The organism is Streptomyces sp. CB02959, from assembly GCF_002803155.1.
Taxonomy (GTDB): Bacteria; Actinomycetota; Actinomycetes; order Streptomycetales; family Streptomycetaceae; genus Streptomyces.
Genome location: NZ_NNBP01000012.1, coordinates 126012 through 150464, shown reverse-complemented (window position 1 = coordinate 150464; position 24453 = coordinate 126012). Strand labels below are relative to the sequence as shown.

Annotated in this window: 21 protein-coding genes; 12 read left to right on the top strand and 9 right to left on the bottom strand. The window is 72.7% G+C overall.

Annotated elements, in window-relative coordinates; translation table 11 throughout:
* Positions 1-36 precede the first annotated feature (36 nt).
* On the bottom strand, positions 37-1101 hold the full coding sequence (locus tag CG747_RS20675) for an alpha/beta fold hydrolase (RefSeq protein ID WP_100603260.1): 1065 nt from the start codon (positions 1099-1101) through the stop codon (positions 37-39).
* A 301-nt stretch (positions 1102-1402) separates the two neighbouring features.
* On the opposite strand from CG747_RS20675, the gene CG747_RS20670 reads away from it, so the two are divergent.
* From CG747_RS20670 to CG747_RS20660, 3 genes are all read left to right on the top strand, one after another.
* Entirely contained in the window at positions 1403-1933 is a 531-nt protein-coding gene (locus tag CG747_RS20670) for a cupin domain-containing protein (protein ID WP_100603259.1), read from the top strand.
* A gap of 39 nt (positions 1934-1972) precedes the next feature.
* The gene (locus tag CG747_RS20665; protein WP_100603258.1) at positions 1973-2539 is read left to right on the top strand and encodes a TetR/AcrR family transcriptional regulator; all 567 of its coding nucleotides are present in this window, start codon (positions 1973-1975) and stop codon (positions 2537-2539) included.
* A 123-nt stretch (positions 2540-2662) separates the two neighbouring features.
* Complete coding sequence (locus CG747_RS20660) at positions 2663-4081, top strand: S28 family serine protease (protein ID WP_100603257.1); 1419 nt, start codon at positions 2663-2665, stop codon at positions 4079-4081.
* 72 nt (positions 4082-4153) lie between these two features.
* Here CG747_RS20660 and CG747_RS20655 read toward each other — a convergent pair whose 3' ends face one another.
* From CG747_RS20655 to CG747_RS20645, 3 genes are all read right to left on the bottom strand, one after another.
* Complete coding sequence (locus CG747_RS20655) at positions 4154-5980, bottom strand: glycoside hydrolase family 3 protein (protein ID WP_100603256.1); 1827 nt, start codon at positions 5978-5980, stop codon at positions 4154-4156.
* A 409-nt stretch (positions 5981-6389) separates the two neighbouring features.
* Positions 6390-7217 (bottom strand): sugar phosphate isomerase/epimerase, encoded by an 828-nt coding sequence (locus CG747_RS20650; protein WP_100603364.1) that lies wholly within the window; start codon positions 7215-7217, stop codon positions 6390-6392.
* 70 nt (positions 7218-7287) lie between these two features.
* Positions 7288-8436: a LacI family DNA-binding transcriptional regulator gene (locus CG747_RS20645; RefSeq protein WP_100603255.1), complete on the bottom strand. Its 1149-nt coding sequence runs from the start codon at positions 8434-8436 to the stop codon at positions 7288-7290.
* Between the two features lie 175 nt (positions 8437-8611).
* Here CG747_RS20645 and CG747_RS20640 point away from each other — a divergent pair, with 175 nt between their 5' ends.
* From CG747_RS20640 to CG747_RS20620, 5 genes are all read left to right on the top strand, one after another.
* A complete protein-coding gene (locus CG747_RS20640; RefSeq protein WP_100603254.1) occupies positions 8612-9760 on the top strand; it encodes a Gfo/Idh/MocA family protein in 1149 nt (382 codons plus the stop codon).
* Positions 9757-10884 carry a dihydrodipicolinate synthase family protein gene (locus CG747_RS20635; RefSeq protein ID WP_100603253.1) on the top strand — a complete coding sequence of 376 codons (1128 nt, stop codon included), beginning with the start codon at positions 9757-9759 and terminating at the stop codon, positions 10882-10884. Before CG747_RS20640 ends, CG747_RS20635 begins: the two co-directional genes overlap by 4 nt.
* Positions 10881-11786 carry a sugar phosphate isomerase/epimerase gene (locus CG747_RS20630; RefSeq protein ID WP_100603252.1) on the top strand — a complete coding sequence of 302 codons (906 nt, stop codon included), beginning with the start codon at positions 10881-10883 and terminating at the stop codon, positions 11784-11786. The genes CG747_RS20635 and CG747_RS20630 overlap by 4 nt, the downstream gene beginning before the upstream one ends.
* Positions 11787-11881: 95 nt before the next feature.
* Entirely contained in the window at positions 11882-14152 is a 2271-nt protein-coding gene (locus CG747_RS20625) for an AAA family ATPase (RefSeq protein WP_100603251.1), read from the top strand.
* Positions 14153-14328: 176 nt separating this feature from the next.
* Positions 14329-15618 carry a citrate synthase gene (locus CG747_RS20620; protein ID WP_100603250.1) on the top strand — a complete coding sequence of 430 codons (1290 nt, stop codon included), beginning with the start codon at positions 14329-14331 and terminating at the stop codon, positions 15616-15618.
* Positions 15619-16332: 714 nt separating this feature from the next.
* Here the strand turns inward: CG747_RS20620 and CG747_RS20615 are convergent.
* Positions 16333-16620: a heavy-metal-associated domain-containing protein gene (locus tag CG747_RS20615; RefSeq protein ID WP_100603249.1), complete on the bottom strand. Its 288-nt coding sequence runs from the start codon at positions 16618-16620 to the stop codon at positions 16333-16335.
* Positions 16621-16876: 256 nt separating this feature from the next.
* Here CG747_RS20615 and CG747_RS20610 point away from each other — a divergent pair, with 256 nt between their 5' ends.
* Complete coding sequence (locus CG747_RS20610) at positions 16877-17521, top strand: DedA family protein (protein WP_100603248.1); 645 nt, start codon at positions 16877-16879, stop codon at positions 17519-17521.
* 30 nt (positions 17522-17551) lie between these two features.
* On the top strand, positions 17552-18139 hold the full coding sequence (locus CG747_RS20605) for a GNAT family N-acetyltransferase (protein WP_100603247.1): 588 nt from the start codon (positions 17552-17554) through the stop codon (positions 18137-18139).
* Between the two features lie 139 nt (positions 18140-18278).
* Here CG747_RS20605 and CG747_RS20600 read toward each other — a convergent pair whose 3' ends face one another.
* The gene (locus CG747_RS20600) at positions 18279-19313 is read right to left on the bottom strand and encodes a Gfo/Idh/MocA family oxidoreductase (RefSeq protein WP_100603246.1); all 1035 of its coding nucleotides are present in this window, start codon (positions 19311-19313) and stop codon (positions 18279-18281) included.
* 350 nt (positions 19314-19663) lie between these two features.
* On the opposite strand from CG747_RS20600, the gene CG747_RS20595 reads away from it, so the two are divergent.
* A complete protein-coding gene (locus CG747_RS20595) occupies positions 19664-20746 on the top strand; it encodes a LacI family DNA-binding transcriptional regulator (protein WP_100603245.1) in 1083 nt (360 codons plus the stop codon).
* Positions 20747-20865: 119 nt separating this feature from the next.
* Here CG747_RS20595 and CG747_RS20590 read toward each other — a convergent pair whose 3' ends face one another.
* Complete coding sequence (locus CG747_RS20590) at positions 20866-21060, bottom strand: AlpA family transcriptional regulator (protein WP_100603244.1); 195 nt, start codon at positions 21058-21060, stop codon at positions 20866-20868.
* A gap of 311 nt (positions 21061-21371) precedes the next feature.
* On the opposite strand from CG747_RS20590, the gene CG747_RS20585 reads away from it, so the two are divergent.
* A complete protein-coding gene (locus CG747_RS20585) occupies positions 21372-21938 on the top strand; it encodes an MFS transporter (RefSeq protein ID WP_146022113.1) in 567 nt (188 codons plus the stop codon).
* 26 nt (positions 21939-21964) lie between these two features.
* Here CG747_RS20585 and CG747_RS49595 read toward each other — a convergent pair whose 3' ends face one another.
* Together CG747_RS49595 and CG747_RS20570 are read right to left on the bottom strand one after the other, a co-directional pair.
* Positions 21965-22525: a peptidoglycan-binding protein gene (locus CG747_RS49595; RefSeq protein ID WP_257980570.1), complete on the bottom strand. Its 561-nt coding sequence runs from the start codon at positions 22523-22525 to the stop codon at positions 21965-21967.
* 125 nt (positions 22526-22650) lie between these two features.
* Positions 22651-24177, bottom strand: coding sequence for a sugar porter family MFS transporter (locus CG747_RS20570; RefSeq protein WP_100603241.1), 1527 nt, complete (start codon positions 24175-24177; stop codon positions 22651-22653).
* Positions 24178-24453: the final 276 nt, after the last annotated feature.

The following is a 24453-nucleotide window of genomic DNA, read 5'->3' as shown; positions in this document are numbered from 1 at the left end:
GTGTGCACCCGTGTCCGCCGGGCGGTCGACGGCCCGTCAGAGGCGGCCGGCGTCGATGACGGCGCGGGCGAACGCCTCGGGTGCCTCCTGGGGCAGGTTGTGGCCGATGCCCTTCAGGGTCCGGTGGTCGTACGGGCCCGCGAACCTGTCCCGGTACGCCGATCCGTCGCCCGGAGCCGTGAACGGGTCGCGCTCGGCGTCGAGCGTCACCGTCGGCACGGTGACGACCGGCCGGGTGGCGAGCCGCTTCTCGTACGGCTCGTAGCGCCGTTCGCCCTCGGCGAGGCTCAGTCGCCAGCGGTAGTTGTGGATCACGACGGCGGCGTAGTCCGGGTTGTCGAAGGCGGCGGCCGTGCGCGCGAAGGTGGCGTCGTCGAAGTGCCACGTCGGGGAGACGGTGTCCCAGACCAGCCGGGTCAGGTCGTGCCGCTTGGCCTCGTCCTCCATGGCGATCCGGCCCCGCTCCGTGGCGAAGTAGTACTGGTACCACCAGGCGTGCTCGGTCGCCGGGGCCAGCGGCTGGAGGTTCGCTTCGAGGTTGACGACGAGGTAACCGCCCACCGACACCAGGGCCTTGCAGCGTTCGGGCCACAGCGCCGCGATGATGTCCGCGGTCCGGGCTCCCCAGTCGAATCCGGCGAGCACCGCCTTCTCCAGCCCCAGCGCGTCCATCAGGGCGATGATGTCGAGGGCGAGGGCCGACTGCTGCCCGTTCCTGAAGGTCCGGGGGGAGACGAAGCGCGTCGTGCCGTGGCCGCGCAGATAGGGAACGATCACCCGGTGCCCCTCGGCCGCCAGGAGCGGCGCGACCTCGGCGAAGCTGTGGATGTCGTACGGCCAGCCGTGCAGGCAGATGACCGGCGGCCCGTGCGCCGGCCCGACCTCGGCGTAGCCGACCTCCAGCAGACCGGCCCGCACGGTCTTGAGCGGGGGGAACCCGCCGCTCCCGCGGGGGCCGGCGGCGGTCGCGGCGGCCGCGCCGGCCGGCCGGCGCGGTGCGGCCGAGGCGTGCGCCGGCCCCGACGCCCCCACCAGTGTCGCGGCGACCGCGCCGCCGGCACCCAGGCCGAGCGCCCTGCCGAACGTACGCCTGTTGATCATGTGAAGCCCTCCGTGCGTCTCGAAGTGCCGGCCTGCGACCGATCCGTGCCTCGCGGGAGATCCCAAGTGCGCCCGGGGCCCGATGGCCGCCGGGGTGCGCCAGACGACTGTGGCACAGCATCCGTCACCGGTCAAACAGGTGACGCGCGCCAACTCTGCGCACATCAGGGGCGCTTGGCGGCCGGATCCGTCCGAAAAAGATGCGCCTCCCCCTTGCGCTCCCCCGTGGCGGGACGGCACTCTGTCGAGGCAGAAAGAACGGTCATTCTCTTTTGATGATCTCCCCGAACGGAGCCCGCTGATGATCGACCGCCGCACTCTGATCCGTAACGGAGGCGCAGCCGCCGCCGGTGCCCTCGGCGTGACCGCCCTCGTCCCGACGGCCGCGACCGCGGCACCCACCGGCGACGGGCCCCGGGACGCTCACCACCACTGCCCCGCGGACCACACCGGCCCCACGGGAGCCGTGGACCCCTCGGACCCGACCTCCGGAGTCACCCGGACCGTGCTCCAGCGCCACCCCTCTCCCGCCCAGGGCTGGGACACCGTCCAGACCCTGGTGCAGATCCCCAAGGGCAAGGAGTCCGGCAGGCACAGCCACCCCGGGGTGGAGGTCGGATACCTCGTCCGCGGCGACGTCCTGATGCTGTTCGACGACGGCCGAGTCCTCCGGCTGCGCACCGGCGACCCCTTCTTCATCCCGACCGGCGCCATCCACAACGCCCGCAACGTCGGCGAGGAGACCACGATGATGCTGTCCACCTACGTCGTCGACGAGACCAAGCCTCTGGTCACCACCTACGAGCACGGGCCCGCGGCGTCCCGCCCCTGACCTCCCGGGGCCGACCGCCCCTTCCCTACCCTGGTGCCCATGACCACGGGAGCCACCGAGAGAACCCATCCCAGAGAGCGCCTCCTGGACACCGCTGGGCGGCTGTTCTACGCGCAGGGCATCCAGGCCGTGGGCGTGGAGCAGCTGGTCACCGAGGCGGGGGTCACCAGGGCGACCTTCTACCGCCACTTCGCCAGCAAGGACGGACTGGTCGTCGCCTACCTGGAAGCCCGCGGAGCGGGGGTGGAGGACACCGTGGCGGCCATCCTCGCCGCCCATCGGGGCCGCGACGCCCTGCTCGCCCTCATGGACATGATCGGCGACACCCTCTGCCGGCCGGGGTTCCGCGGCTGCGGCTTCCTCAACGCCGCCGCCGAGTACCCCGACCCCGCGCACCCGGTACGCGTCCGCATCGCCGAGCACCGCCGCTGGTTCCACGGCGTACTGCGCACCGTGGTGGGCGACGCCGGGCACCCCGACCCCGAGCGCGCGGCCCGGACCCTGGTCCTGCTGCGGGACGGAGCGATGGTGGGCGGCTCCCTCGACGACCCCCGCGCCATCAGGGCGACCCTGCGCGAGGCCGCGGAGAACCTTCTGACGGCATGACCGCGACCCCGCCCGCCCGACGACGCGTCACCCCGCCGCGGGCGGCGCCCCAATGGGGGCTGGTGGCGCCCCCGCCGCGCGGATAGGTTCGGCCCGACCTTCGACAACCCAAGGGGAGGGCCCATGCGCAAGGGCAAGAGATGGCTGCTGGCGCTCGCCGTACTCATAAGTGCGGCGAGCGTCAGCGCACCGGCAGGGGCGGCCACCGCCGCCGGACCGGACGGCACGGACATCAAGGACCGGATCCTCGCGATCCCCGGAATGCGCCTGATCGAGGAGAAGCCGGTCGACGGCTACCGCTACTTCGTCCTCACCTACACCCAGCCGGTCGACCACCGGCACCCGGAGAAGGGCACCTTCCAGCAGCGGCTGACCCTGCTCCACAAGTCGGTGGACCGCCCGACGGTGTTCTTCACCTCCGGCTACAACGTCAGCACCACACCGTCCCGCAGCGAACCCACGAAGATCATCGACGGTAACCAGGTCTCCCTGGAATACCGCTACTTCACCCCGTCCCGCCCGGCACCCGCCGACTGGAAGAAGCTGGACATCCAGCAGGCCGCCACCGACCAGCACCGCATCTTCCAGGCCCTGCACGCCCTGTACCCCAAGAACTGGATCGCCACCGGCGGCAGCAAGGGCGGCATGACGGCCACCTACTACCGCCGCTTCTTCCCGCAGGACATGAACGGCACCGTCGCCTACGTCGCACCCAACAACACCGACCGCGACGACACCGCCGCCTACGACCGCTTCTTCGCCACCGTCGGCACCCCCGAGTGCCGCGCCGCCGTCGGCAAGGTCGAGCGCGAGGCGCTGCTCCGCCGCGACGAGATGGTGAACCGCTACGAGAAGTGGGCCGGCGAGCACCAGCGCACCTTCAACCTCATCGGCAACGCCGACCGGGCCTACGAAGTCCTCGTCACCGACCTGGTCTTCGGCTTCTGGCAGTACCAGCCCGCCACGACCGCCTGCGCCGAGTTGCCCGCGCCCACCGCCTCCACGGACGCCCTGTGGACCTGGATCGACAAGGTCGGCGGCTTCGACTCCTACACCGACCAGGGCATGGAGAAGTACCAGCCGTACTACTACCAGGCCGGCACCCAGCTCGGTGAGCCCAAGTACCACTACCCCAACCTGCGCGGCCTGCTGCGCTACCCGGGCATCAACAACTCCCGCAGCTTCGTGCCCCGCGAGATCCCCATGCGGTTCGACCGGCGCGCCATGCCGGACGTCGACCGCTGGGTGCGGCACCACGCCACCCGCATGATGTTCGTCAACGGGCAGTTCGACCCGTGGAGCGCCAAGCACTTCGAACTCGGCCGCGGCGCCCGGGACTCGTACCTCTTCACCGTCCCCGGCGGCAACCACGGCGCCAACATCGCCACGCTCAAGGACACCGACCGCACCAAGGCCACCGCCGAACTCCTCACCTGGGCCGGCCTCCCGGTGCCCGCCAACGGCCGGGCCACCGCCCAGGCACCGGCGAACAGCACCCTCGACCGGCCGGAACTCTCCCCGCACATGACCCTGCGGCCGTAGACCCGCACCGCACCGCGCCCCGGTGCGCCGGGTGCGTGCCCTCCGTCGGACGGAGGGCACGCACCCGCCCGCTCAGTACCGCAGCCCGTGCCCGATCTGGTACAGCGCGGTCCGCGGCGCGTCCGCGCGCATTATCGCCACCGGCAGCCGGCCCACCGGATCCCGCCGCCCGGCGATCACCCGGGCCGCCGCCCGCAACTCCACATCCGTCCACGAATAGCTCGCCAACGCCGCCGCCACCCCGTCCAACAGGGCGATGTCGTACGGATTGCGGACCGCCAGCTGCACCACCGGCTTCCCCGTGGCCAGCAGCTCCCGGACGAGCGCGCGCTGCGCCGACGACGCGGTGACGTCGTACGTCGCCACCACCACCGCGTCCCGCTCCGCCAGCGCCGCCCGGGCCCGCGCGATCAGCCCCGGGGACGGCGCCATCCCGGTGGACAGCGCGGTGGCCGTGAAGCCCGACCGGGTCAGCTCCTCGGCCAGGACCTCGGTCGGCGGGCCGCCGGTGCCGGACGGCGCGGCCGGATCCACCCCCACCACCAGCAGCCGGCCGGTCCGCCGCCGGGACAGCGGCAGCACCCCGCCCTCATTGCGCAGCAGCGTGGTGGTGCGGTCCGCGATCCGGTCCGCGGCGGCGCGGTGCGCCCGCACCCCCACCACCCGGTCCACCCGCTCCCGGGAGGTGTACGGATCGGCGAACAGCCCCCGGCGCTCCTTCAGCAGCAGGATCCGCAGCAGCTTGGCGTCGACCTCCCGCTCGCTCAGCTCCCCGTCCCGCAGCGCCCGGACCACCGCGGCGTGCGCGACGGACAGGTCCGGCGGGTTCAGCAACTGGTCCACCCCGGCCTTCAGCGCCAGCACCGGCACCCGGTCGTCCCCGTACTTCACCCGGACGCCCTCCATGCCCAGCGAATCGGTCACCACCACCCCGTCGTAGCCCAGCCGCTGCCGCAGGATGCCGGTGACGATCGGATGCGAGAGGGTCGCCGGATCGCCACTGGGGTCGAGGGCCGGTACCACGATGTGCGCCGTCATCACCGAGTCGATACCGGCGGCGATCGCGGCCTTGAAGGGCGGCGCGTCCAGCCGCTCCCACTCCTGGGCGGAGTGGTGGATGTACGGCAGCCCGACGTGGCTGTCGGTGTCGGTGTCGCCGTGCCCGGGGAAGTGCTTGGCGCAGGCCGCCACCCCCGCGCCCTGGTAGCCGCGCACCTGAGCCGCGACCATACGGGCCACGGCCTGCGGGTCGGCCCCGAAGGACCGCACCCCGATGACCGGGTTGGCGGGGTTGACGTTGACGTCCGCGTCCGGCGCGTAGTCCTGCCGGACGCCCATCGCGAACAGCTCCTGGCCGGAGATCCGCCCCGCCGTGCGGGCATCCTCGACGGAACCGCCGGCGCCCAGCGCCATCGCACCGGGCAGCAGCGTCGCCGGCGCCCCGATCCGGGCCACTATCCCGTGCTCCTGGTCCGTGGAGATCAGCACCGGGACGGGGACGCGGAGGGCGGCGGCGGCCTCCTGGATGCCGTTGGACAGGTCGGCGACCTGGTGCGGGTCGCGGGTGTTGTGCGCCCAGCCGAAGTAGATGATGCCGCCGACCTGGTACTCGGCGATCAGCTCGGCGGCGTTGGAGACGCCGATCTCCTTGCGGTTGGCCGCGGCGTCGGCCGGGTCCGGGTCGGTCGCGGAGTGCCCGTACACCCGCATCACGAAGAGCTGGCCGGCCTTCTCCTCCGGCGACATCCGGGCGATCAGCCGCCGCAGCCGGTCCAGGGTGGCGCGCGGGGGCGAGGGGACGGGGGACGGGGCGGGGGCGGCGTGCGCCTCGCCGAGGCCCAGGGCGGCGGCCGCGGCCGCCGCGGCGGCGGTGGTCAGGACGGTACGTCTGGAGTGCATCTGCGCTCCTTCCGGGGGGCTTCCTCGAACATGTGAAGGAAACTTCCAAGGAGACACGGATAGCCGGAAAATTCCTGCCGGTCAATGACGGGGAACCGCGGCGCCGCCCAGGGATTGCGGCCCGGGGCGGGGTGTGGTGGGGGAGTGCGCCAGGGGGGCGCGGCAGGGTCGCGGGGGCCCCGCCGCGGGTTGCTGCGGGGGCGCTGCGGGGACGCCGCTGGGGGTGTCGTGGGGGCGTCGTGTGGGCGTCGGAGGGACGTGGCGGGGACGCTGCGGGGACGTCCCTGGGACGTGGCGCGGGCGCCCCGGGACGAGCCGGACGTCCCCGGGACGAGCCGGACGTCCCCGGGACGTGGCGGGGACGTCGCCGGGCGCGTGGCGGGAACGTCCGCCGGGCGCGCGGTCGTGCTCAGGCGTCGTCCGGACTCCGGCCCGCACCCCCGTCGAGCAGCCGCGCCAGATGCGCCCGGCCCTCCGCCAGCAGCCCCGGCAGCCCCGCCGCCCCCGGATACCACCGCTTCTCGTACTCCCAGCACCACCACCCGCCGGCCCCCGGCCCGAGCGCCGCCACCACCTCCGGCAGCGGCAGCACCCCCGCCCCCAACGGAAGCGGCGTCAGATCCTGCGCCGACGCCACGTCCTTGACCTGCACATACCCCGGATGCCCGGCCAGCGCGGCCCGGGTCGCGGCGGGCGCCTCCCCGCCCAGCCAGCTGTGCAGCACATCCCACACCGCGCCCACCCACGGATCGTCGACGGCCGCCAGGATCCGGGCCACCGCCGCGCCGGTGCGGTGCGAGTCGTGGGTCTCCAACACCACCCGCACCCCGCGCTCCGCGGCCAGCGGCGCCACCGCCGCCAGCCGCCGGACCGCGTCCGCCTCCGCGCGCTCGACCGGACGGCCACCGCCCCCGGGGAAGACCCGGACGTACCCGGCCCCCAAGTCGCCCGCCAGCAACACCAGTTCGGCCAGCTCGTGGGCGAGCGCCGCCTCCGCCGCCGGGCCCGCGCACTCGGCCGCGACCCTCGCGTACCCGGCCACGGTCAGGATCTCCACGCCCGCGTCCGCGAACCGCCCGCGCACCGCCGCCCGCTCCCGCAGCCCCAGCAGCGGATGCACCGGCTCCTCGGGGTGCGCCCGCAGCTCCACCCCCTGATAGCCGCACGCCGCGGCCAGCCGCACCACCTCGGCCACCGGCATCCCCGGCACCCCGAGCGTCGAGAACGCCGGCCGCACCCCCACCGGGGCACCGTCCACACCCATCCCGCCTCCCGCCATTCCTGACGCCACCATCCCTGATGCTCCGTCAGCCGCCAGACCTGCCCGACCCGATCCCGCCCGAAACCGCACCCCCGCCACCCCCGGCGGCGGCCGCCTCGGACCGCACCGGACCGGTCGACTCGCGCACCAGCAGCTCCGCCGGCAGCGTCGCCACCCCACCCGGCGGCGCCACCGCCCGCCCCAGCGCCAGCCGCCCGGCCCGCGCCCCGGCCTCCCGCAGCGGCAGCCGCACCGTGGTCAGCGCGGGCGCCGCGTCCACACTGAACGGCAGATCGTCGAAACCGGCCACCGAGACGTCCTCGGGTATCCGCAGCCCCCGGTCGCGCAGCGCCGCGCACACCCCGAGCGCGGCGGTGTCGTTGGCCGCCACCACGGCCGTCAGCCGCGGCTCCCGACGCAGGAGCTCCAGGGCCGCGTCATAGCCCGAGGCGCGGTCGTAGGCCCCGGGGACGGTGCGCGCCGGCACGTCCGCGATGCCGTGCGCGGCGAGCGCGTCCCGGTGGCCGGCCAGCCGCTCGGCCGTGGTGGTGCGCCCGGCCGGGCCCGCCACACAGCCGATCCGCCGGTGCCCCAGCGCCAGCAGGTGCGCCGTCAACCGCCGGGCGCCGCCGCGGTTGTCGAACGCCAGGGTGACGGGCGGCGCGGCGGCCCGGCCCCGGCCCGCCGCCGCTGCCGCCTCCGGATCCTGCGGAGGCCGCCCGCACAGCACCACCCTGGTGCCCGCCTCCGTCAGTCGCGCCACTTTTGCGGCGAGGGCTCGGGCGTGCCCGGGGTCCTCCGGGGCGCCGCCGGTCAGCACCACCGCGGCGGCCCGCTGCCGCTGGAGATGGGTGAGGTGGTCCAGCTCGCGCTGCGGGGAGCCGCCCGTGCTGCACACCACGGCCAGCTTCTCGCCCCCGGGCCCGGCGCCGCCGCCCAGCTCCCCCTGGACGGCGGCCGCCAGCACCCCGAAGAACGGGTCCGCGAGGTCGTTCACCAGGATGCCGACCAGGTCCGAACCGGCGCCGGCCAGCGCGCTCGCCGGGCCGTCCACGACGTACTCCAACTCCGCGACCGCGCGCAGCACCCGGCCGCGGGTGCCCTCGGTCACCGGGTAGCTGCCGCTGAGCACGCGCGAGACGGTCGCCGGCGACACCCCCGCACGCGCCGCCACATCCGCCAGCGTCACCGCCATCACGCCCTCCCGCATGCCTCAACGACCACCGGCCGCACCCTTGTTGGCGACCTGCCGAGCAGGCTAGCGTCCCCTCTTGGAGAAAGCGCTTACTGTCCACAGGTACCCCATCCGCGCACCACTCCCTCCCACCCCGCACGCACTCCACCCGTCGAGTGCGCAGAGAGGCCGGGCCGTGACACGTAGGACCGTACGCATCGCCATGAACGGCGTGACCGGGCGCATGGGCCACCACCAGCACCTGGTCCGCTCCCTCCTCGCTCTGCGTGAACAGGGCGGACTCCCCTTGGACGACGGCACGGTGATCTGGCCGGAACCGGTGCTCGTCGGCCGTTCCGCGCCGCGGGTCCGGGCGCTGGCCGAGCGGTACGGCCTCGACTGGAGCCCCGACCTCGACGCCGTCCTTGCCGACGACTCCATCGAGATCTACTTCGACGCCCAGGTCACCGCCGCCCGCGAACCAGCAGTCAAGAAAGCGATTGCTGCCGGAAAGCACCTCTACGTGGAGAAGCCCACCGCCGCCGGTCTCACCGGAGCCCTGGACCTTGCCCACCGCGCCCAGCAGGCCGGCGTCAAGCACGGTGTCGTCCAGGACAAGCTCTTCCTCCCCGGCCTGCGCAAACTCCGCCGCCTCCTGGACGGCGGCTTCTTCGGCCGGGTCCTGTCCGTACGGGGCGAGTTCGGCTACTGGGTCTTCGAAGGCGACTGGCAGCCGGCCCAGCGCCCCTCCTGGAACTACCGCGCCGAGGACGGCGGCGGCATCGCCGCCGACATGTTCCCGCACTGGGAGTACGTGCTCCACGAGCTGTTCGGGCCGGTCCGCGCCGTCCAGGCCCGGGTCACCACCCACCTCCCGCGCCGCTGGGACGAGTCCGGCACCCCGTACGAGGCGACCGCCGACGACGCCGCCTACGCCCTCTTCGAACTCGACGACGGCGTCCTCGCCCAGATCAACTCCTCCTGGGCGGTCCGGGTGCACCGCGACGAACTGCTGGAGTTCCAGGTCGACGGCACCGAGGGCTCGGCCGTCGCCGGACTGCGCCGCTGCCGCGTCCAGCACCGCGCCACCACCCCCAAACCCGTCTGGAACCCCGACCTGCCGTCCACCGAGCCGTTCCGCGACCAGTGGCAGGAGGTTCCCGACAACGCCGGGTTCGACAACGCCTTCAAGGCCCAGTGGGAGCTCTTCCTCCGGCACGTGGTGGCCGACGGGCCGTGGCACTGGGACCTCTGGGCGGGCGCCCGCGGCGTCCGACTCGCCGAACTGGGCCTGCGCTCCTCTGTCGAGGGCCGCCGGCTCCCCGTACCGGAGCTGCCCCGGTGACCGCCCCGGAACCCGCCGCCCCCACCGGGACACCCCCGCCTCTGCGCTCCCGTAGGGTCTTCGCCGCCGCCCATGTGGTCGCCGACCCGCACGCCGACACCACCCCGGACGGCCCGGCCGCCCTCGACTGGGACGCCACCCTCGCCTTCCGCCGCCACCTCTGGGCGCACGGGCTGGGCGTGGCCGAGGCGATGGACACCGCGCAGCGCGGTATGGGCCTGGACTGGGCCGGGGCCGCCGAACTCATCCGCCGCTCGGCCGCCGAGGCCCGCGCGGTCGGCGGCCGCCTCGCCTGCGGCACCGGAACCGACCAACTCCCTTCGTTCGGCGCCTCGCTGGCCGACGTCCGGGCCGCCTACGAGGAGCAACTCGCGGTAGCCGAGGACGCCGGCGCCCAGCCCGTCCTGATGGCCTCCCGCCAGCTCGCCGCGCTCGGTACCGGCCCCGACGCCTACCGGGACCTCTACGGGCACCTGCTGCGCCAGACCACCCGCCCGGTGATCCTGCACTGGCTCGGCCCGGCGTTCGACCCGGCCCTGGCCGGCTACTGGGGCAGCCCGGACCTCGACACCGCCACGGAGACGCTGCTCGGCATCGTCGCCGACCACCCCCGTGCGGTGGACGGCGTCAAGATCTCCCTCCTGGACGCCGACCGGGAAGTAGGGCTGCGCCGCCGCCTCCCTGCGGGCGTGCGCTGCTACACGGGCGACGACTTCCACTACCCCGAGCTGATCGCCGGCGACGCCCACGGCTTCAGCGACGCCCTGCTGGGCGTCTTCGACCCGCTCGCCCCGCTGGCCGCCGAGGCCGTCCGCCGCCTGGACGACGGCGACCCGGCCGGTTTCCGCGCGGTCCTCGACCCGACCGTCCCGCTGGCCCGCCACCTCTTCCAGGCCCCCACCCGCTACTACAAGACCGGCGTGGTCCTGCTCGCCTGGCTGGCCGGGCACCAGTCCCACTTCACCATGGCGGGCGGCCTGCAGTCCGCCCGCTCCGTCCCGCACCTGCGCCGCGCCCACGAACTCGGCGCCGCACTGGGCCTGTTCCCCGACCCGGACCTGGCCGCCGCCAGGATGCGCGCCTTCCTGGCCGTCCACGGCGCCGAGGAGGCGAGCGGCACATGACGGACGCCGCGGCGCGGACCCTCCTCTCCCGCCTGAGCCTCAATCAGGAGACCATCCGGCAGTGGTCGCTGCCGGAACTGGCCGACGGCTGCGCCCGGGCGGGCCTGCGGGGCGTCGGCCTGTGGCGGGCACCGGTGCGCGCCTACGGGGCGACCGCCGCGGCCCGCCTCGTACGGGACGCCGGGCTCACCGTCACCAGCCTGTGCCGGGGCGGCTTCTTCACCGCGGAGGACCCCGCGGAGCGCAGGGCCGCCCGGGCGGACAACCGGGCCGCCGTCGAGGAGGCCGCGGAGCTCGGCACCGACACCCTGGTCCTGGTCTCCGGCGGACTGCCGCCCGGCAGCCGGGACCTCACCGGCGCCCGGGAGCGGGTCGCCGACGCGCTCGCCGAACTGGCCCCGTACGCCGCCGAGCGGGGCGTACGGCTGGCCCTGGAACCGCTGCACCCGATGTACGCGGCGGACCGGTGCGTCGTCTCCACCCTCGCCCAGGCCCTCGATCTGGCGGAGCGCTTCCCCGCCGGCCAGGTGGGCGTGGTGGTGGACACCTACCACCTGTGGTGGGACGACACGGTCGGCGCCCAACTCGCCCGACTCGCGCGCCTCGCCCGACCCTCCCGGACCGGCGGCGAGGCCGGCCCCACCGGTGCGGAGGCCCCGCCCTCCCGGATCGCCGCCTTCCAGCTCGCCGACTGGATCACGCCGCTCCCCGAGGGCGTCCTCCTGGGGCGCGGGCAGCTGGGCGACGGCGCGGTGGACCTGCGCTGGTTCCGCGAACGCGTCGACGCGGCCGGCTACCGGGGCCCCATCGAGGTGGAGATCTTCAACCCCGCCCTGTGGTCCCGCAACGGCACCGAGGTCCTCGCCGAGGTCGTCACCCGCTTCGTCGCCCATGTCACCTGACCCACCGCGGCCATGCCACCCGACCTGCCGCACGGGGGCGGGGGAGCGCCCCGGTGCCCCGCCCCGCTGTCACCCCCCGGCGGTACCGTCGAGGCATGCTCAACGCAGCCGTGGTGGAAGGGGTCCTGGAGCGGATCACCTACGCCAACGAGGAGAACGGTTACACCGTCGCCCGGGTCGACACGGGCCGCGGTTCCGGTGAGCTGCTGACCGTCGTCGGCGCGCTCCTGGGGGCGCAGCCGGGGGAGTCGCTCCGGTTGGAGGGCCGCTGGGGCTCCCACCCCCAGTACGGCAAGCAGTTCACGGTGGAGAACTACACCACCGTCCTGCCGGCCACCGTCCAGGGCATCCGCCGCTATCTGGGCTCGGGTCTCATCAAGGGCATCGGCCCCCGGATCGCGGACCGCATCACCGAGCACTTCGGCATCGACACCCTCGACGTGATCGAGCAGGCCCCCGAGCGCCTGATCGAGGTGCCCGGCCTGGGCCCCAAGCGCACCAAGCTGATCGGTGCCGCCTGGGAGGAGCAGAAGGCGATCAAGGAGGTGATGGTCTTCCTCCAGGGCGTCGGCGTGTCCACCTCCATCGCCGTGCGGATCTACAAGAAGTACGGCGACGCGTCGATCTCCGTGGTGCGGAACGAGCCCTACCGCCTGGCCGCCGACGTGTGGGGCATCGGCTTCCTGACCGCCGACCGGATCGCCCAGTCGGTGGGCATCCCGCACGACAGCCCGGAGCGGGTCAAGTCCGGCCTCCAGTACGCGCTGTCGCAGTCCACGGACCAGGGCCACTGCTTCCTGCCGGAGGAGCAACTGATCGCGGACGCGGTGAAGTTGCTCCAGGTGGACACCGGCCTGGTCATCGACTGCCTGGCCGAGTTGGCCGAGGACCCGGAGGGCGTGGTCCGCGAGAAGGTGCCCGGCCCGGAGGACGGCACGCCGGTCACCGCGGTGTACCTGGTGCCGTTCCACCGCGCCGAACTCTCCCTGGCCGGGCGGCTGACCAGGCTGCTGCGCACGGACGAGGACCGGATGCCCGTGTTCCAGGGCGTGGACTGGGACAAGGCGCTGGCGTGGCTGGCGCGGCGTACGGGGGCGGAGCTGGCGCCCGAGCAGCAGGCGGCGGTCCGGCTGGCGCTGACCAGCAAGGTCGCGGTGCTCACGGGCGGGCCGGGCTGCGGCAAGTCGTTCACGGTCCGCTCGGTGGTCGAGCTGGCCCGCGCCAAGCAGGCCACGGTGGTCCTGGCGGCGCCCACGGGCCGGGCGGCCAAGCGGCTGGCGGAGCTGACGGGGGCGGATGCCTCCACGGTGCACCGCCTGCTGGAGCTCAAGCCGGGCGGCGACGCCGCCTATGACGCGGATCGCCCGCTGGACGCCGATCTGGTGGTGGTCGACGAGGCGTCGATGCTCGATCTGCTGCTGGCGAACAAGCTCGTCAAGGCGGTACCGCCGGGCGCCCACCTGCTGCTGGTCGGGGACGTGGACCAGCTGCCGTCGGTGGGTGCCGGCGAGGTGCTGCGCGATCTGCTGGCCGGGGCCGGGGCCGGGGGAGGGGCCGGGGGCGGCACGCCGGCCGGGGGCGGTGGCCGGAGGACGGGCGGCCCGGTGCCGGCCGTCCGGCTGACGAAGATCTTCCGCCAGGCCCAGCAGTCCGGCGTGGTCACCAACGCGCACCGCATCAACTCCGGCGTCCCCCCGCTGACCAGCGGTCTCGCGGATTTCTTCCTGTTCCCCGAGGAGGACGCGGAGGAGGCCGCCCGGCTGACGGTCGACGTGGTGGCGCGCCGGATCCCGGCGAAGTTCGGCCTCGATCCGCGCCGGGACGTCCAGGTGCTGGCCCCGATGCACCGCGGCCCGGCCGGTGCGGGGGCGCTGAACGGCCTGCTCCAGCAGGCGGTGACCCCGGCCCGTCCCGACCTTCCGGAGCGCCGCTTCGGCGGCCGGGTCTTCCGCGTCGGCGACAAGGTCACCCAGATCAGGAACAACTACGAGAAGGGCTCTAACGGCGTCTTCAACGGAACGGTGGGGGTGGTCACGGGCCTGGACACCGTCGAGCAGCGGCTGACGGTCCGCACGGACGAGGACGAGGAGGTTCCGTACGACTTCGACGAACTGGACGAACTCGCCCATGCCTATGCGGTGACGATCCACCGCTCCCAGGGGAGCGAGTATCCGGCAGTGGTGATTCCGGTCACCACCAGCGCCTGGATGATGCTCCAGCGCAATTTGCTCTATACGGCCGTGACGCGGGCGAAGCGCCTGGTGGTGCTGGTGGGGTCCCGGAAAGCCCTCGGGCAGGCCGTGCGGACGGTATCCGCCGGTCGGAGGCACACCGCGCTGGATCACCGGCTCGCCGGAGCGCGGTGAGGTCGCCCCTCTTTCGTAATCGGGGCGAACGGGAGCAGGATGGACTCCGACGCGGCACTGAGTGCCGCGATAAGGCCCTATGGCCGACCCCGAGTGCACATCCAAGGTCCAAATGGGGGAAGGTATAGGCAGTCAGGGCACCTCGAAGAAGAGGCACAACGTCGGTGAGGGATGACGTGAGCGACAACTCTGTAGTACTGCGTTACGGGGACGGCGAATACAGCTACCCGGTCGTCGACAGCTCGGTCGGCGACAAGGGCTTCGACATCTCGAAGCTGCGCGCCCAGACCGGTCTGGTGACCCTGGATTCCGGTTACGGCAACACCGCGGCATATAAATCCGCGATCACCTATCTCGACGGTGAAAAGGGCATCCTTCGTTATCGCGGTTACCCGATCGAGCAGCTCGCCGAGCGCAGCACGTTCGTGGAGACCGCCTACCTCCTGATCAATGGTGAGCTGCCCACCGTCGACGAGCTGGCGGCCTTCAAGCAGGACATCACGTACCACACCCTGCTCCACGAGGACGTCAAGCGCTTCTACGACGGCTTCCCCCGGGACGCCCACCCGATGGCCATGCTGTCCTCCGTGGTCAGCGCGCTGTCGACGTTCTACCAGGACAGCCACAACCCGTTCGACGAGCGGCAGCGGCACATCTCCACGATCCGCCTGCTGGCCAAGCTCCCGACCATCGCGGCCTACGCCTACAAGAAGTCGGTCGGCCACCCGGTCGTCTACCCGAGCAACGACCTCGGGTACGTGGAGAACTTCCTGCGGATGACCTTCTCGGTCCCCGCCGCCGAGTACGACCTGGACCCGGTCGTGGTCAGCGCGCTCGACAAGCTGCTGATCCTGCACGCGGACCACGAGCAGAACTGCTCGACCTCCACCGTGCGCCTGGTCGGCTCCTCGCAGGCGAACCTCTTCGCCTCGATCTCGGCGGGCATCAACGCCCTCTGGGGCCCGCTGCACGGCGGCGCCAACCAGTCGGTGCTGGAGATGCTGGAGGGCATCCGGGACGCCGGCGGCGACGTCGACACCTTCATCCGCAAGGTGAAGAACAAGGAAGACGGCGTGAAGCTCATGGGCTTCGGGCACCGCGTCTACAAGAACTTCGACCCCCGGGCGAAGATCATCAAGGCGGCGGCGCACGACGTCCTCTCGGCGCTGGGCAAGGACGACGAGCTCCTCGACATCGCCCTGAAGCTGGAAGAGCACGCGCTGGCCGACGACTACTTCGTCGAGCGCAAGCTCTACCCGAACGTCGACTTCTACACCGGCCTGATCTACCGGGCGATGGGCTTCCCGACCGAGATGTTCACCGTGCTCTTCGCGCTCGGCCGGCTCCCCGGCTGGATCGCCCAGTGGCACGAGATGATCAAGGAGCCCGGTTCCCGCATCGGCCGTCCGCGGCAGATCTACACCGGTGTCGTCGAGCGCGACTTCGTGCCCGTCCAGGAGCGCTGAACCCGGTCCCCGCGTAGCGGTTGGACCGATGCCGACTGCTACATACGGGTGATCGATAATCGCGTAAACGCGGCGCCCGCCGGTCTCCGGCCGGCGTCGCACGGCAAGCGCGCAAAAAGAAAGCGCCCCGCCTCCGGATCCCCCCACGGGTCCAGAGTGCGGGGCGCTTCCCGTGTCCCGGTGCGGATTCCCCCCACGGGATCCGTCCGGGCGTTCCGGGTTGCACCGCGCTCTGCCGGGACGCGCACATACGGGAGGGCCGCTCAAAGCTCCCCGGGCGCGTCGCCCCGGCCAACGCAGAGCCGGACATGGTCCCCAAGACCCTGCACGGCTGTCGCAGTGCAAGCCCCGCCGGGGTGCCTGCACTGCCCGGTTAGACTCGCGACCCCCCTCGATGGTTACGTTCCGAAGAGTGTGATCTGAGTCTCATGCCATATAGGGGCGAATCTGGTCAAGGACTTCCTTTTGTAGATCGGCGCCCCAAGGTATGGGTGTTGTGCGAGTTGTAAGGGCCGTGTGAATTTCTGTGACCGCGCCCTGGGGTTGTGACCGTTCGTCGCTGATCGTCCTGCTCTGCGGCGATTACCGTCGGTGTCCGATTGGATGGCTGATCGGGTAGTTGGCCGCATGGTCGTTTCGCCCATACGCGCGAGGCGCAGGCCGCCCCGCCGCCGGCGGGCACGTCCTGCGCCTCGTGAGGGAGCGCGGGAGGGGTCAGGCCTGACCCGCGAGCTCGTACCCCGCCTCGTCGACCGCCGCGCGCACCGCGGCCTCGTCCAGCGGCGCCTCCGAGGTGACGGTCACCAGACCGGTCGCCGCGACCGCCTGCACCGAGCTCACCCCGGCGATCTCGCCGATCTCGGACGACACCGCGCCCTCGCAGTGGCCGCAGGTCATGCCGGTGACCTTGTAGGTGGTGGTCACCGTGCCGACCTGGACGGCGGTGCCGCCGCCGGTGTGGCAGGAGCCTTCGGGGGTGCAGCAGGAGCCGTTCTCAGCCATGGGATTCTCCTCGTGGTGCCGTGTGCGCCGACATGCGCCGGTACGGGCGATGTGGCCGTTGCGCCCAGTGTGGTGCCCAAGTGGCGTGAGGGGGCGCGGTGGCGGCCGGCGTCGTCCTTCCGACTTTCACAACTGTATACCCCCTAGGGGTATAGGGCCAACCCCGGACGCCCCCGGCCGCACGCGTTGCCACCCGCCCCGCCACGCGTCAGCCTGGGGATACGTACTCGGGGTGCGGATCCGAGGAGGCGGCCGGATGGACGGCACACTCGCCCTCTACGGCCTGCTGGCGCTGACCACCCTGCCGCCACTGGTCCCCAACTCCGCGCTGCTGGTCTCCATCGGAGTCCTCGCCTCCGAAGGGCGCGTCTCCCTCCTCCTCGTCCTGGTGGTCGTCGCCGGCAGCGCCTTCCTCGGCGACGTGCTGATGTACCTCGCCGCACGCCGGTTCGGCGGCCTCGTCCGCGCCTGGATGCTGCGCCGGCCGCGCCGCCGGGCGGCACTCGAATGGACCGCCCGGCGGATCCGGCGCTACGGCGTCCCCTTCGTGATCGCCGTACGGTTCCTGCCCAGCGGCCGGATCGTCGGCCCCCTGGCCTCCGGGGTGCTGCGCTACCCGCTGCGCAAGTACCTGATCGGCGCCGGCCTCGCCGAGTCCCTGTGGGCCGCGTACTCCGTCGGCCTCGGCTTCCTCGGCAGCGCCGCCGCCGGAAACCGCCTCTACGCCGCCGGTATCGGCATCGGCGTCTCCGCCCTCGTCGCCGCCTTCGGCACCGCCGTCCAGTGGGGCACCCGCCGCCGCGTCCTGCGCGCCCGGATCGCCCTCCGGCCCCCCGGCGAACTCCCGTGCGCCGACCACGAAGAGGGCGATGACCAGACGTCGTCCACAGCGGCGGTGTGACTGTCAGTGGTCGCACATAACGTTGAGGACATGACGACGGAACGCACAACCGAAGCGCCCACAGCCGCCCCCGGCGTGCGGATCGAGCCGTGGACGGCAGCCGACCTCGCCCTGCTGCACAAGGCCAACGCCCCCGAGATGACCCGGCACTTGGGCGGCCCCGAAACGGAGGAGCAACTCATCCGCCGGCACCGCAGATACCTCGCGGCCGACGGGCCCGGCCGGATGTACCGCATCCTGCTGCTGCCGCAGCGCGAGGCCGTGGGCACGATCGGCTTCTGGGAGACGCAGTGGCAGGGAGCGGCGGTGTACGAGACCGGCTGGGGCGTGCTCCCCGGATTCCAGGGCCGCGGCATCGCGGCGACCGCGGTGCGGCAGGTCCTCGCGGCGGCCGCCGCCGAAGGCCGGCACCGCGTCATCCACGCCTTCCCCTCCGTGGCCAACGCCGCGTCGAACGCGGTATGCCGCAAAGCCGGCTTCACCCTGATCGGGGCATGCGAGATCGAATACCCCAAGGGCCACCTCATACAGGCCCATGAGTGGCGGGCGACGCTGCCGGAGCCGACGACCGGCGACGACGGCGCGGCCGGAGCCGGCCGGCCCGGGACGACGTACTGACGGTGCCGGACGGCGGGCCCGACGGTGACGGACCACCGGCGGGCAGCCGCCGAGGCCGGCACCGGCACGGCGGACGGCACCATGCCCCACGCCGCCCCCGGACCGGCCGCCGACTGCTCCGTCACGAGACGGGCGCCGGTCACGCGCCGGGTGCCGCCCCGTTGCCCGCGGCCGCCCGGACGTCCGCGACGGCCACCGGCCGACCGGTCCGCCGAGAGCGGTCGCACGCCTCCGCGACGTACAGCGCCTCCAACGCCTCGGCGGGGTTGCAGGGATTGGGCGTACGGCCCGCGGCCACCTCGACGAAGACCCCCAGCTCGGTGACGTACGCGTCGTGGAACCGCTCCATGAACGTGGCGTACGGGGCGTCCGCCCGCCGCCAGGACAGCTCGGCCTCGGCCGACGGCATCGGCGCCCGGTCGTCCAGACCGACGAAGCGGGCGCCGACGGAGCCGCACACCTCCAGCCGCACGTCGTGGCCCGCGCCGTTGTAGCGGGTCGCGGTGACCGTGGCCAGGGTGTCGTCGTCGAAGCGCAGCAGTGCGGCGCAGGTGTCCACGTCGTCGCCGTCGGCGAAGAAGTCCGCGCCGCGGTTGGCGCCCTGGGCGTAGACCGAGACCACCTCGCGGCCGGTCAGCCAGCGCATGATGTCGAAGTCGTGGATGCTGCAGTCCCGGAACAGCCCGCCGGAGGTGGGGATGAAGGCCGCGGGCGGCGGTGACTGGTCGCTGGTGCAGGCCCGCAGGGTGTGCAGCCAGCCCAGCTCGCCGGAGCGCAGCGCCGCACGTGCCGCCCGGTAGCCGGCGTCGAACCGCCGCTGGAAGCCGATCTGCACGGGCACGGTGCCGGCCTCGGCGCGTTCCACGACGGCGCGGGTGCCCGGCACGTCCAGCGCCACCGGCTTCTCGCAGAACACCGGTACACCGGCGTCCAGGGCCTGATGGATCAACGCGGCGTGCGCACTGGTCGCGGCGGTGATCACCACGCCGTCCACGCCTTCCGCGTACAGCGCCGCGATGCTGTCGGCGGCCCGTACGCCCAGGGTGTCGGCGAGCGCGGCGGCCCGCGCCGGGTCCGCGTCGGCGACCACGAGGCCGGTGACGCCGGGGACGTTCTGCAGGGTCGCGGCGTGGAACGTGCCAATACGCCCGGTACCGATGAGACCGATCTTCATGGGGTTCCTTTCGGGGGCGGAGGGGGTGGAGGGGGTGGCGGCGGGAGGAGGGTGGGGGAAAGGGGAGCGGAAGGTCGCGGGGGGTGAGGTGGGCGCGATGCGTGGTGCGAGCCGCCGGCGATAGTTCCCGGCAATATTGGAACGGTCCAAACGCGGTGTCCTCGGCACCTTGCATGTCCGTATGTCCGGATGTCAATCCCCGCGGACGGTCAACTCCCGTGCTGTGGCGTGCGGGAGGCGAAAGGAAGGGGTTGCGTGCTATGGCCTGTGATGGCGTCCGTTGGTGGCCTATGGCGGGCCGTAAGTGGGCACGTTGACGCCGACCTGCGCCGATGGAAGGATTTCCATTCATGGAACGGTCCAACACCCCGCCGGGCGAGCCCCCCGCGGCGGCCCCCGGCACGGACCGGCCTCCGACGATCCGCGGTGTCGCCGAGCGTGCCGGCGTCTCCAAATCGCTGGTCTCGCTCGTCCTCCAGGGCTCGCCCCGGGTCAGCGACGCCAAGCGGCAGGCCGTGCTGGCCGCCATCGACGAGCTGGGCTACCGGCCCAACGCCGCCGCCCGCAGCCTCGTCGCCCGCCGCACGCACACCGTGGGCGTCCTGCTGAACGACATGCGCAACCCCTGGTTCGTCGACGTCCTGGACGGCCTCAACTCCCTGCTGCACGCGCACGGCCTGCGGATGTTGATGGCCGATGGCCGCCTGGACCGGCGGGCCGGCCAGGAGTTCGCCCGTACCTTCCAGGAACTCCGGGTCGACGGCCTGGTCGTGGTCGGCACGCTTCCGGACACCGCGGGGCTCGCCGAGGTCGCCGAGCGGTTGCCGACCGTCATCGCGGGCAACCACGAACCCCGGCTGCCGCGGGCCGACATCGTCGCCAACGACGACGAACACGGCGCCCGCCTCGCCACCGAGCACCTCATCGGCCTCGGACACCGCCGGATCGCCCACATCGCCGGCCGGGGGCCGGTCGGTGAACTGCGCCGGCGCGGTTTCGAGGCCGCGATGCGCGACCACGGGCTGGCCGCGCACGCCCTGGTGGAGAGCGGCGACGGTACGGAGGAGGGCGGCTACCGCGCCGCCGTGCGGTTGCTGGGTCCGGCCCGAGGCGGCCACCGCCCCACTGCCGTCTTCGCGTTCAACGACCTCGCCGCCATCGGCGCGCTGTCCGCCGCCCGGGAGCTGGGGCTCGACGTGCCCGCCGACCTCTCCCTCGTCGGCTACGACAACACCTACCTCGCCCGCATCCGCCACCTCTGGCTGAACTCGGTCAACAACGCCAGCCACGAGGTCGGCCGCCGAGCCGCCCGCTGCCTGCTGGACCGGATGGCACACCCCGACGCACCCGCCGACCACCAACTCGTCACCCCGGAACTGGAGATCAGAGGCTCCACGGCACCGCCTCCGGAGGGAACCGGGGCGGCGCCGTAACGGAAGGGGTGTGTCGGCGCGGCTCGGCGTCAGCGTCAGCGCCGTCCCGTTCGGTCAGCCGGGTCCGCCGCACCAGGGGCGTCGGGAGCCGGGAGGCGAACGGCTCGGGTGCCGGGCGGTCACTGTCGCCCGCGTTGGCCCGGGCGCCGCGCCACCCAGGCTCTGACGGTGTCCGCGAACCAGTACGGTTTACCGGCCTCCACCAGATCGGGCTCCGGCAGCAAACCGTGCTTGCGATAGGAGCGCACGGTGTCCGGCTGCACCTGGATGTGGGCGGCGATTTCCTTGTACGACCAGAGCTTTCGGTCGGTCATCTCTGCGCACCTCCTTGGCGCCGCACACAGGGTCGGCCCGGCGAGCCGGCAGGGGCAGCGTACGGCGGGGTGATCGCTCACCCTGTGCCCGGACAACGACGGTGAGTGATCATCGGCGAGGGGCTGTCGAGAGGCTGTGACGGAAGACCCGCGCAATGGTGACAGCCGTAACAGGGGAAGGACGGATGTGACGCCGATGGGACGCGCCGGACAGTCCGCCGAACGCCCCGAGCGTCGGGGGCGGGTGTACGGGGGTGGCCGACGCGGATCAGATTCAGGGATTGCGGAACAGGGCCCCGAGGTCAGGCATCGTGAACCAGGTGCTGCCGGTCAGGGCGTTGCCGACGGTGGTGCGATGGTGGCGAAGCCCGTCTCGCGCGTTGCCTGCCGGTCCGGTGGCGGGTGGACTGCGCATGGTGATGCTGCCGGCGATGGTGCCGATGCCTCTGCTGGGTACGGCTTCGGGTCGGCTCACGAGCAGGTTCGGACCATGGCGAACCAGCGCTTCGGGGCTGCTCGTCGCCGTTGTCGGCTTCCTCGGCATGGCGCTGAGCCTCGACGGCCCGAACTACCCGGTCCTGTTGGGCTCCCTGGTCGTGTGGGGCGGCGGAATCGGCGTCCTCGCGCCGGGGATCGTCACGGCAGGGATGCGCGCTGTCCCCGGCTCGCCCGGGGCTGCATCGGGGGCCGGCAACACCTCCCGCCAGGCAGGCGGAGCGATGGGCGTGGCCCTCTTCGGCGTCATCGCCGGACCACCGGCAGCGTCGTCGTTCGCCCACCAGGCGGGAATCCTTATGTGGGTATGCGCGACTGTGTTCCTCCTCGCCGCGGTGGTCTGCTTCCTACCGGCGGATTCGCCGGGAGAGCGGCAGGCGTGACTCGCCGTAACAGCCCGCCCCTGCGACTAGGAATACAGCGCTCGCCAGGTCTTCTTGTCGACCTTGCCGTTGGCGGGCAGATGGTGCTCGGTCTGGAGCTTCGTCACCGCGGTCCGGGTCTTCGCCCCGAAGGAGCCGGTCACGTCCTTCCAGGTCAGGTAGTGACGGTTCGCCAGGAGGCACTGCACCTGCTTGACCCGGTCGCCGTGCTGGCCGTAGACGGTGAGGGCGTTCCCGCCGTAGAACGCGCAGGCGGCCAGTGTGGCGGACCGGGTGGAGCCGTCCCGCCCGGCCGTCGCGGCGGCCGTTGCCGGGCCGGTGAGCAGCCCGGCGGTGACCAGCCCGGCGGCCGCCGCGAGGACGCCCGCGCGCCGGACGGCCCGGCCGACGCCCCAGGCGGTCCCCGCTCCCGATCCCGCCGCCGCGGCCACTGCCGTTCCCGTTCCCGTTCCCGTTCCCGTTCCCGTTCCTGTTTCCGTTCCCGAGATTGCTTCCGCGGTGGTTTCGAAGCTCGCGCCGTCGGCTTGCCCGCCGAGTTCTTCGTCGAGCCTTTCGGCGACCTTCTCGTCGGCTTTCACGGATTCCATTGCTTCCCCCCGTTGGACGCGTTGGATGTGAGCGCACTCGTTTGCACGACGGGAAGCCGGCGGGCGGTTCCAGGAGTCGCGGCGATTGGCCTGAAGTGTCCGCTGAACCGCCGGTTCCGTTCGATTCATCCCTCCGTGGCGGTCCCCGGGGCGGACTCGGTCGCGGCCTTCCGGAGCTCCTGCTCCAGGTCCTCCAGCGCCAGCCCCTTCGTCTCCGGCGCGTACCGCTTGCAGAAGACCAGCGAGAGTATGCACATCGCGCTGAACAGCCAGAACGTGACGCCGGCACCGACCGCGTCAAGCAGCAACGGGAAGACCAGCGCGATCCCGAAGTTGACCACCCACATCACGAACACCGCCGCGCCCATGGCCAGCCCGCGCACCTTCAGCGGGAACATTTCGGCGAGCAGCAACCAGACACCGGTGTTGAGGGTCGCCTGCATGAAGCCCATGTAGAGGACCATCAGGCCGAGGACCAGATAGCTGACGCCGGTGGAGTGCGGCAGGTGGAACGCCGCGCCCAGCAGGGCCAGCGCCACCGTCATCCCGGACAGTCCCCAGAGGAGCATGGGGCGCCGGCCCACCCGGTCGATCAGGGACATGCCGATCGCGGTGGCGATGACCGAGATGGCGCCGATCGCGATGGTGGCGGTGATCGCCGCATTGGTGCCCAGACCGGTCGTCGCAAGGATCTTGGGGGCGAAGTAGATGACCGCGTTGACCCCGGTGATCTGCTGGACGATCGCCAGCCCGATACCGACCAGCAGCAGCCTTCGCACCCAGGGCAGTTGCAGTTCCTGCCAGGCGCCGCGCTGCGCGTCGACCTCCAGGTGGCGGGCCTGCTGGATGCGGGCGAGCTCGTCCGGGACGTCGGCGGCGGCCAGCGTACGGCGCAGCACCGCGGCAGCCTCGTCCGGCCGCCCCCGGCTGATGTACCAGCGCGGGGTGTCGGGCAGGAAGAGGACGCCGAGGAACAGCGCCACCGCGGGCAGCGCGGCCAGTCCCAGCATCCAGCGCCACGCCTCCCAGTGGGCCAGTACGGCGTTGACGAGGTACGCCAGCAGCTGACCGCTGACGATCATCAGGGAGTTGAACGAGACCAGCCGGCCGCGGATGTGCGAGGGCGCGATCTCGGAGAGGTAGAGCGGGGTGATGACGGAGGCGCTGCCCACGGCGAGGCCCAGTACGAAGCGCGCGACGATCATGAACGCCACGGTCGGCGCCAGCGCGACCGCCACCGCCCCGCCGATGAACACCGCACCCGCCCACAACAGCGAGTTGCGCCGTCCCAGTGCGTCGGCCATCCGCCCGCCGGCCAGCGAGCCGAAGGCCGCGCCGATCAGCAGCGCGCTGGTGATGACGCCCTCACTGAGGGAGGTGAGGCCGAAGTGCCCCTCCATGAAGGGGAGCGCGCCCGAGACCACTCCCGTGTCGTAGCCGAACAGGGCACCGCCGAGCGCGGCGATGGCGGCGATGGCCACGATGAAGCGCTTGGCGGTTAGGCTCCGGGGCGGGGCCTCGGGGCGGCCGTCGGCCTGCCCCTGCTCCGGCTCCCGGTCCGGCTTCCGCTCCTGGCCGTGGCTGTCGCCGTGGTCGGGGTTGCGCTCACCGGGGGACGCGGACCGACTGGACCGACTGGTCGGAGCTGCCATCGTCAACTCCCGTTCGCCGTGGCGCCGGGCGCCGGCAATCCGAGGGCCGCGCCCACCACCGGCGGCTCGGGAGTCGTTCCTGAAATCGCTGGCCCGTAGGGCATGCGGGGACCGTGCGCGGTACACATGGTGCGGCCTTTCGGTGGTGTGATCTCTCATGGGGTCGGGTCGACAGCGCAAAGACGCAAAGGGCCGACGACTCACGGATTTGCTGACCTGGTGCAAGCGGGACCGGCCCGTGGGCATGAGAAACGACCACGACCCAAGGCCGGTCGG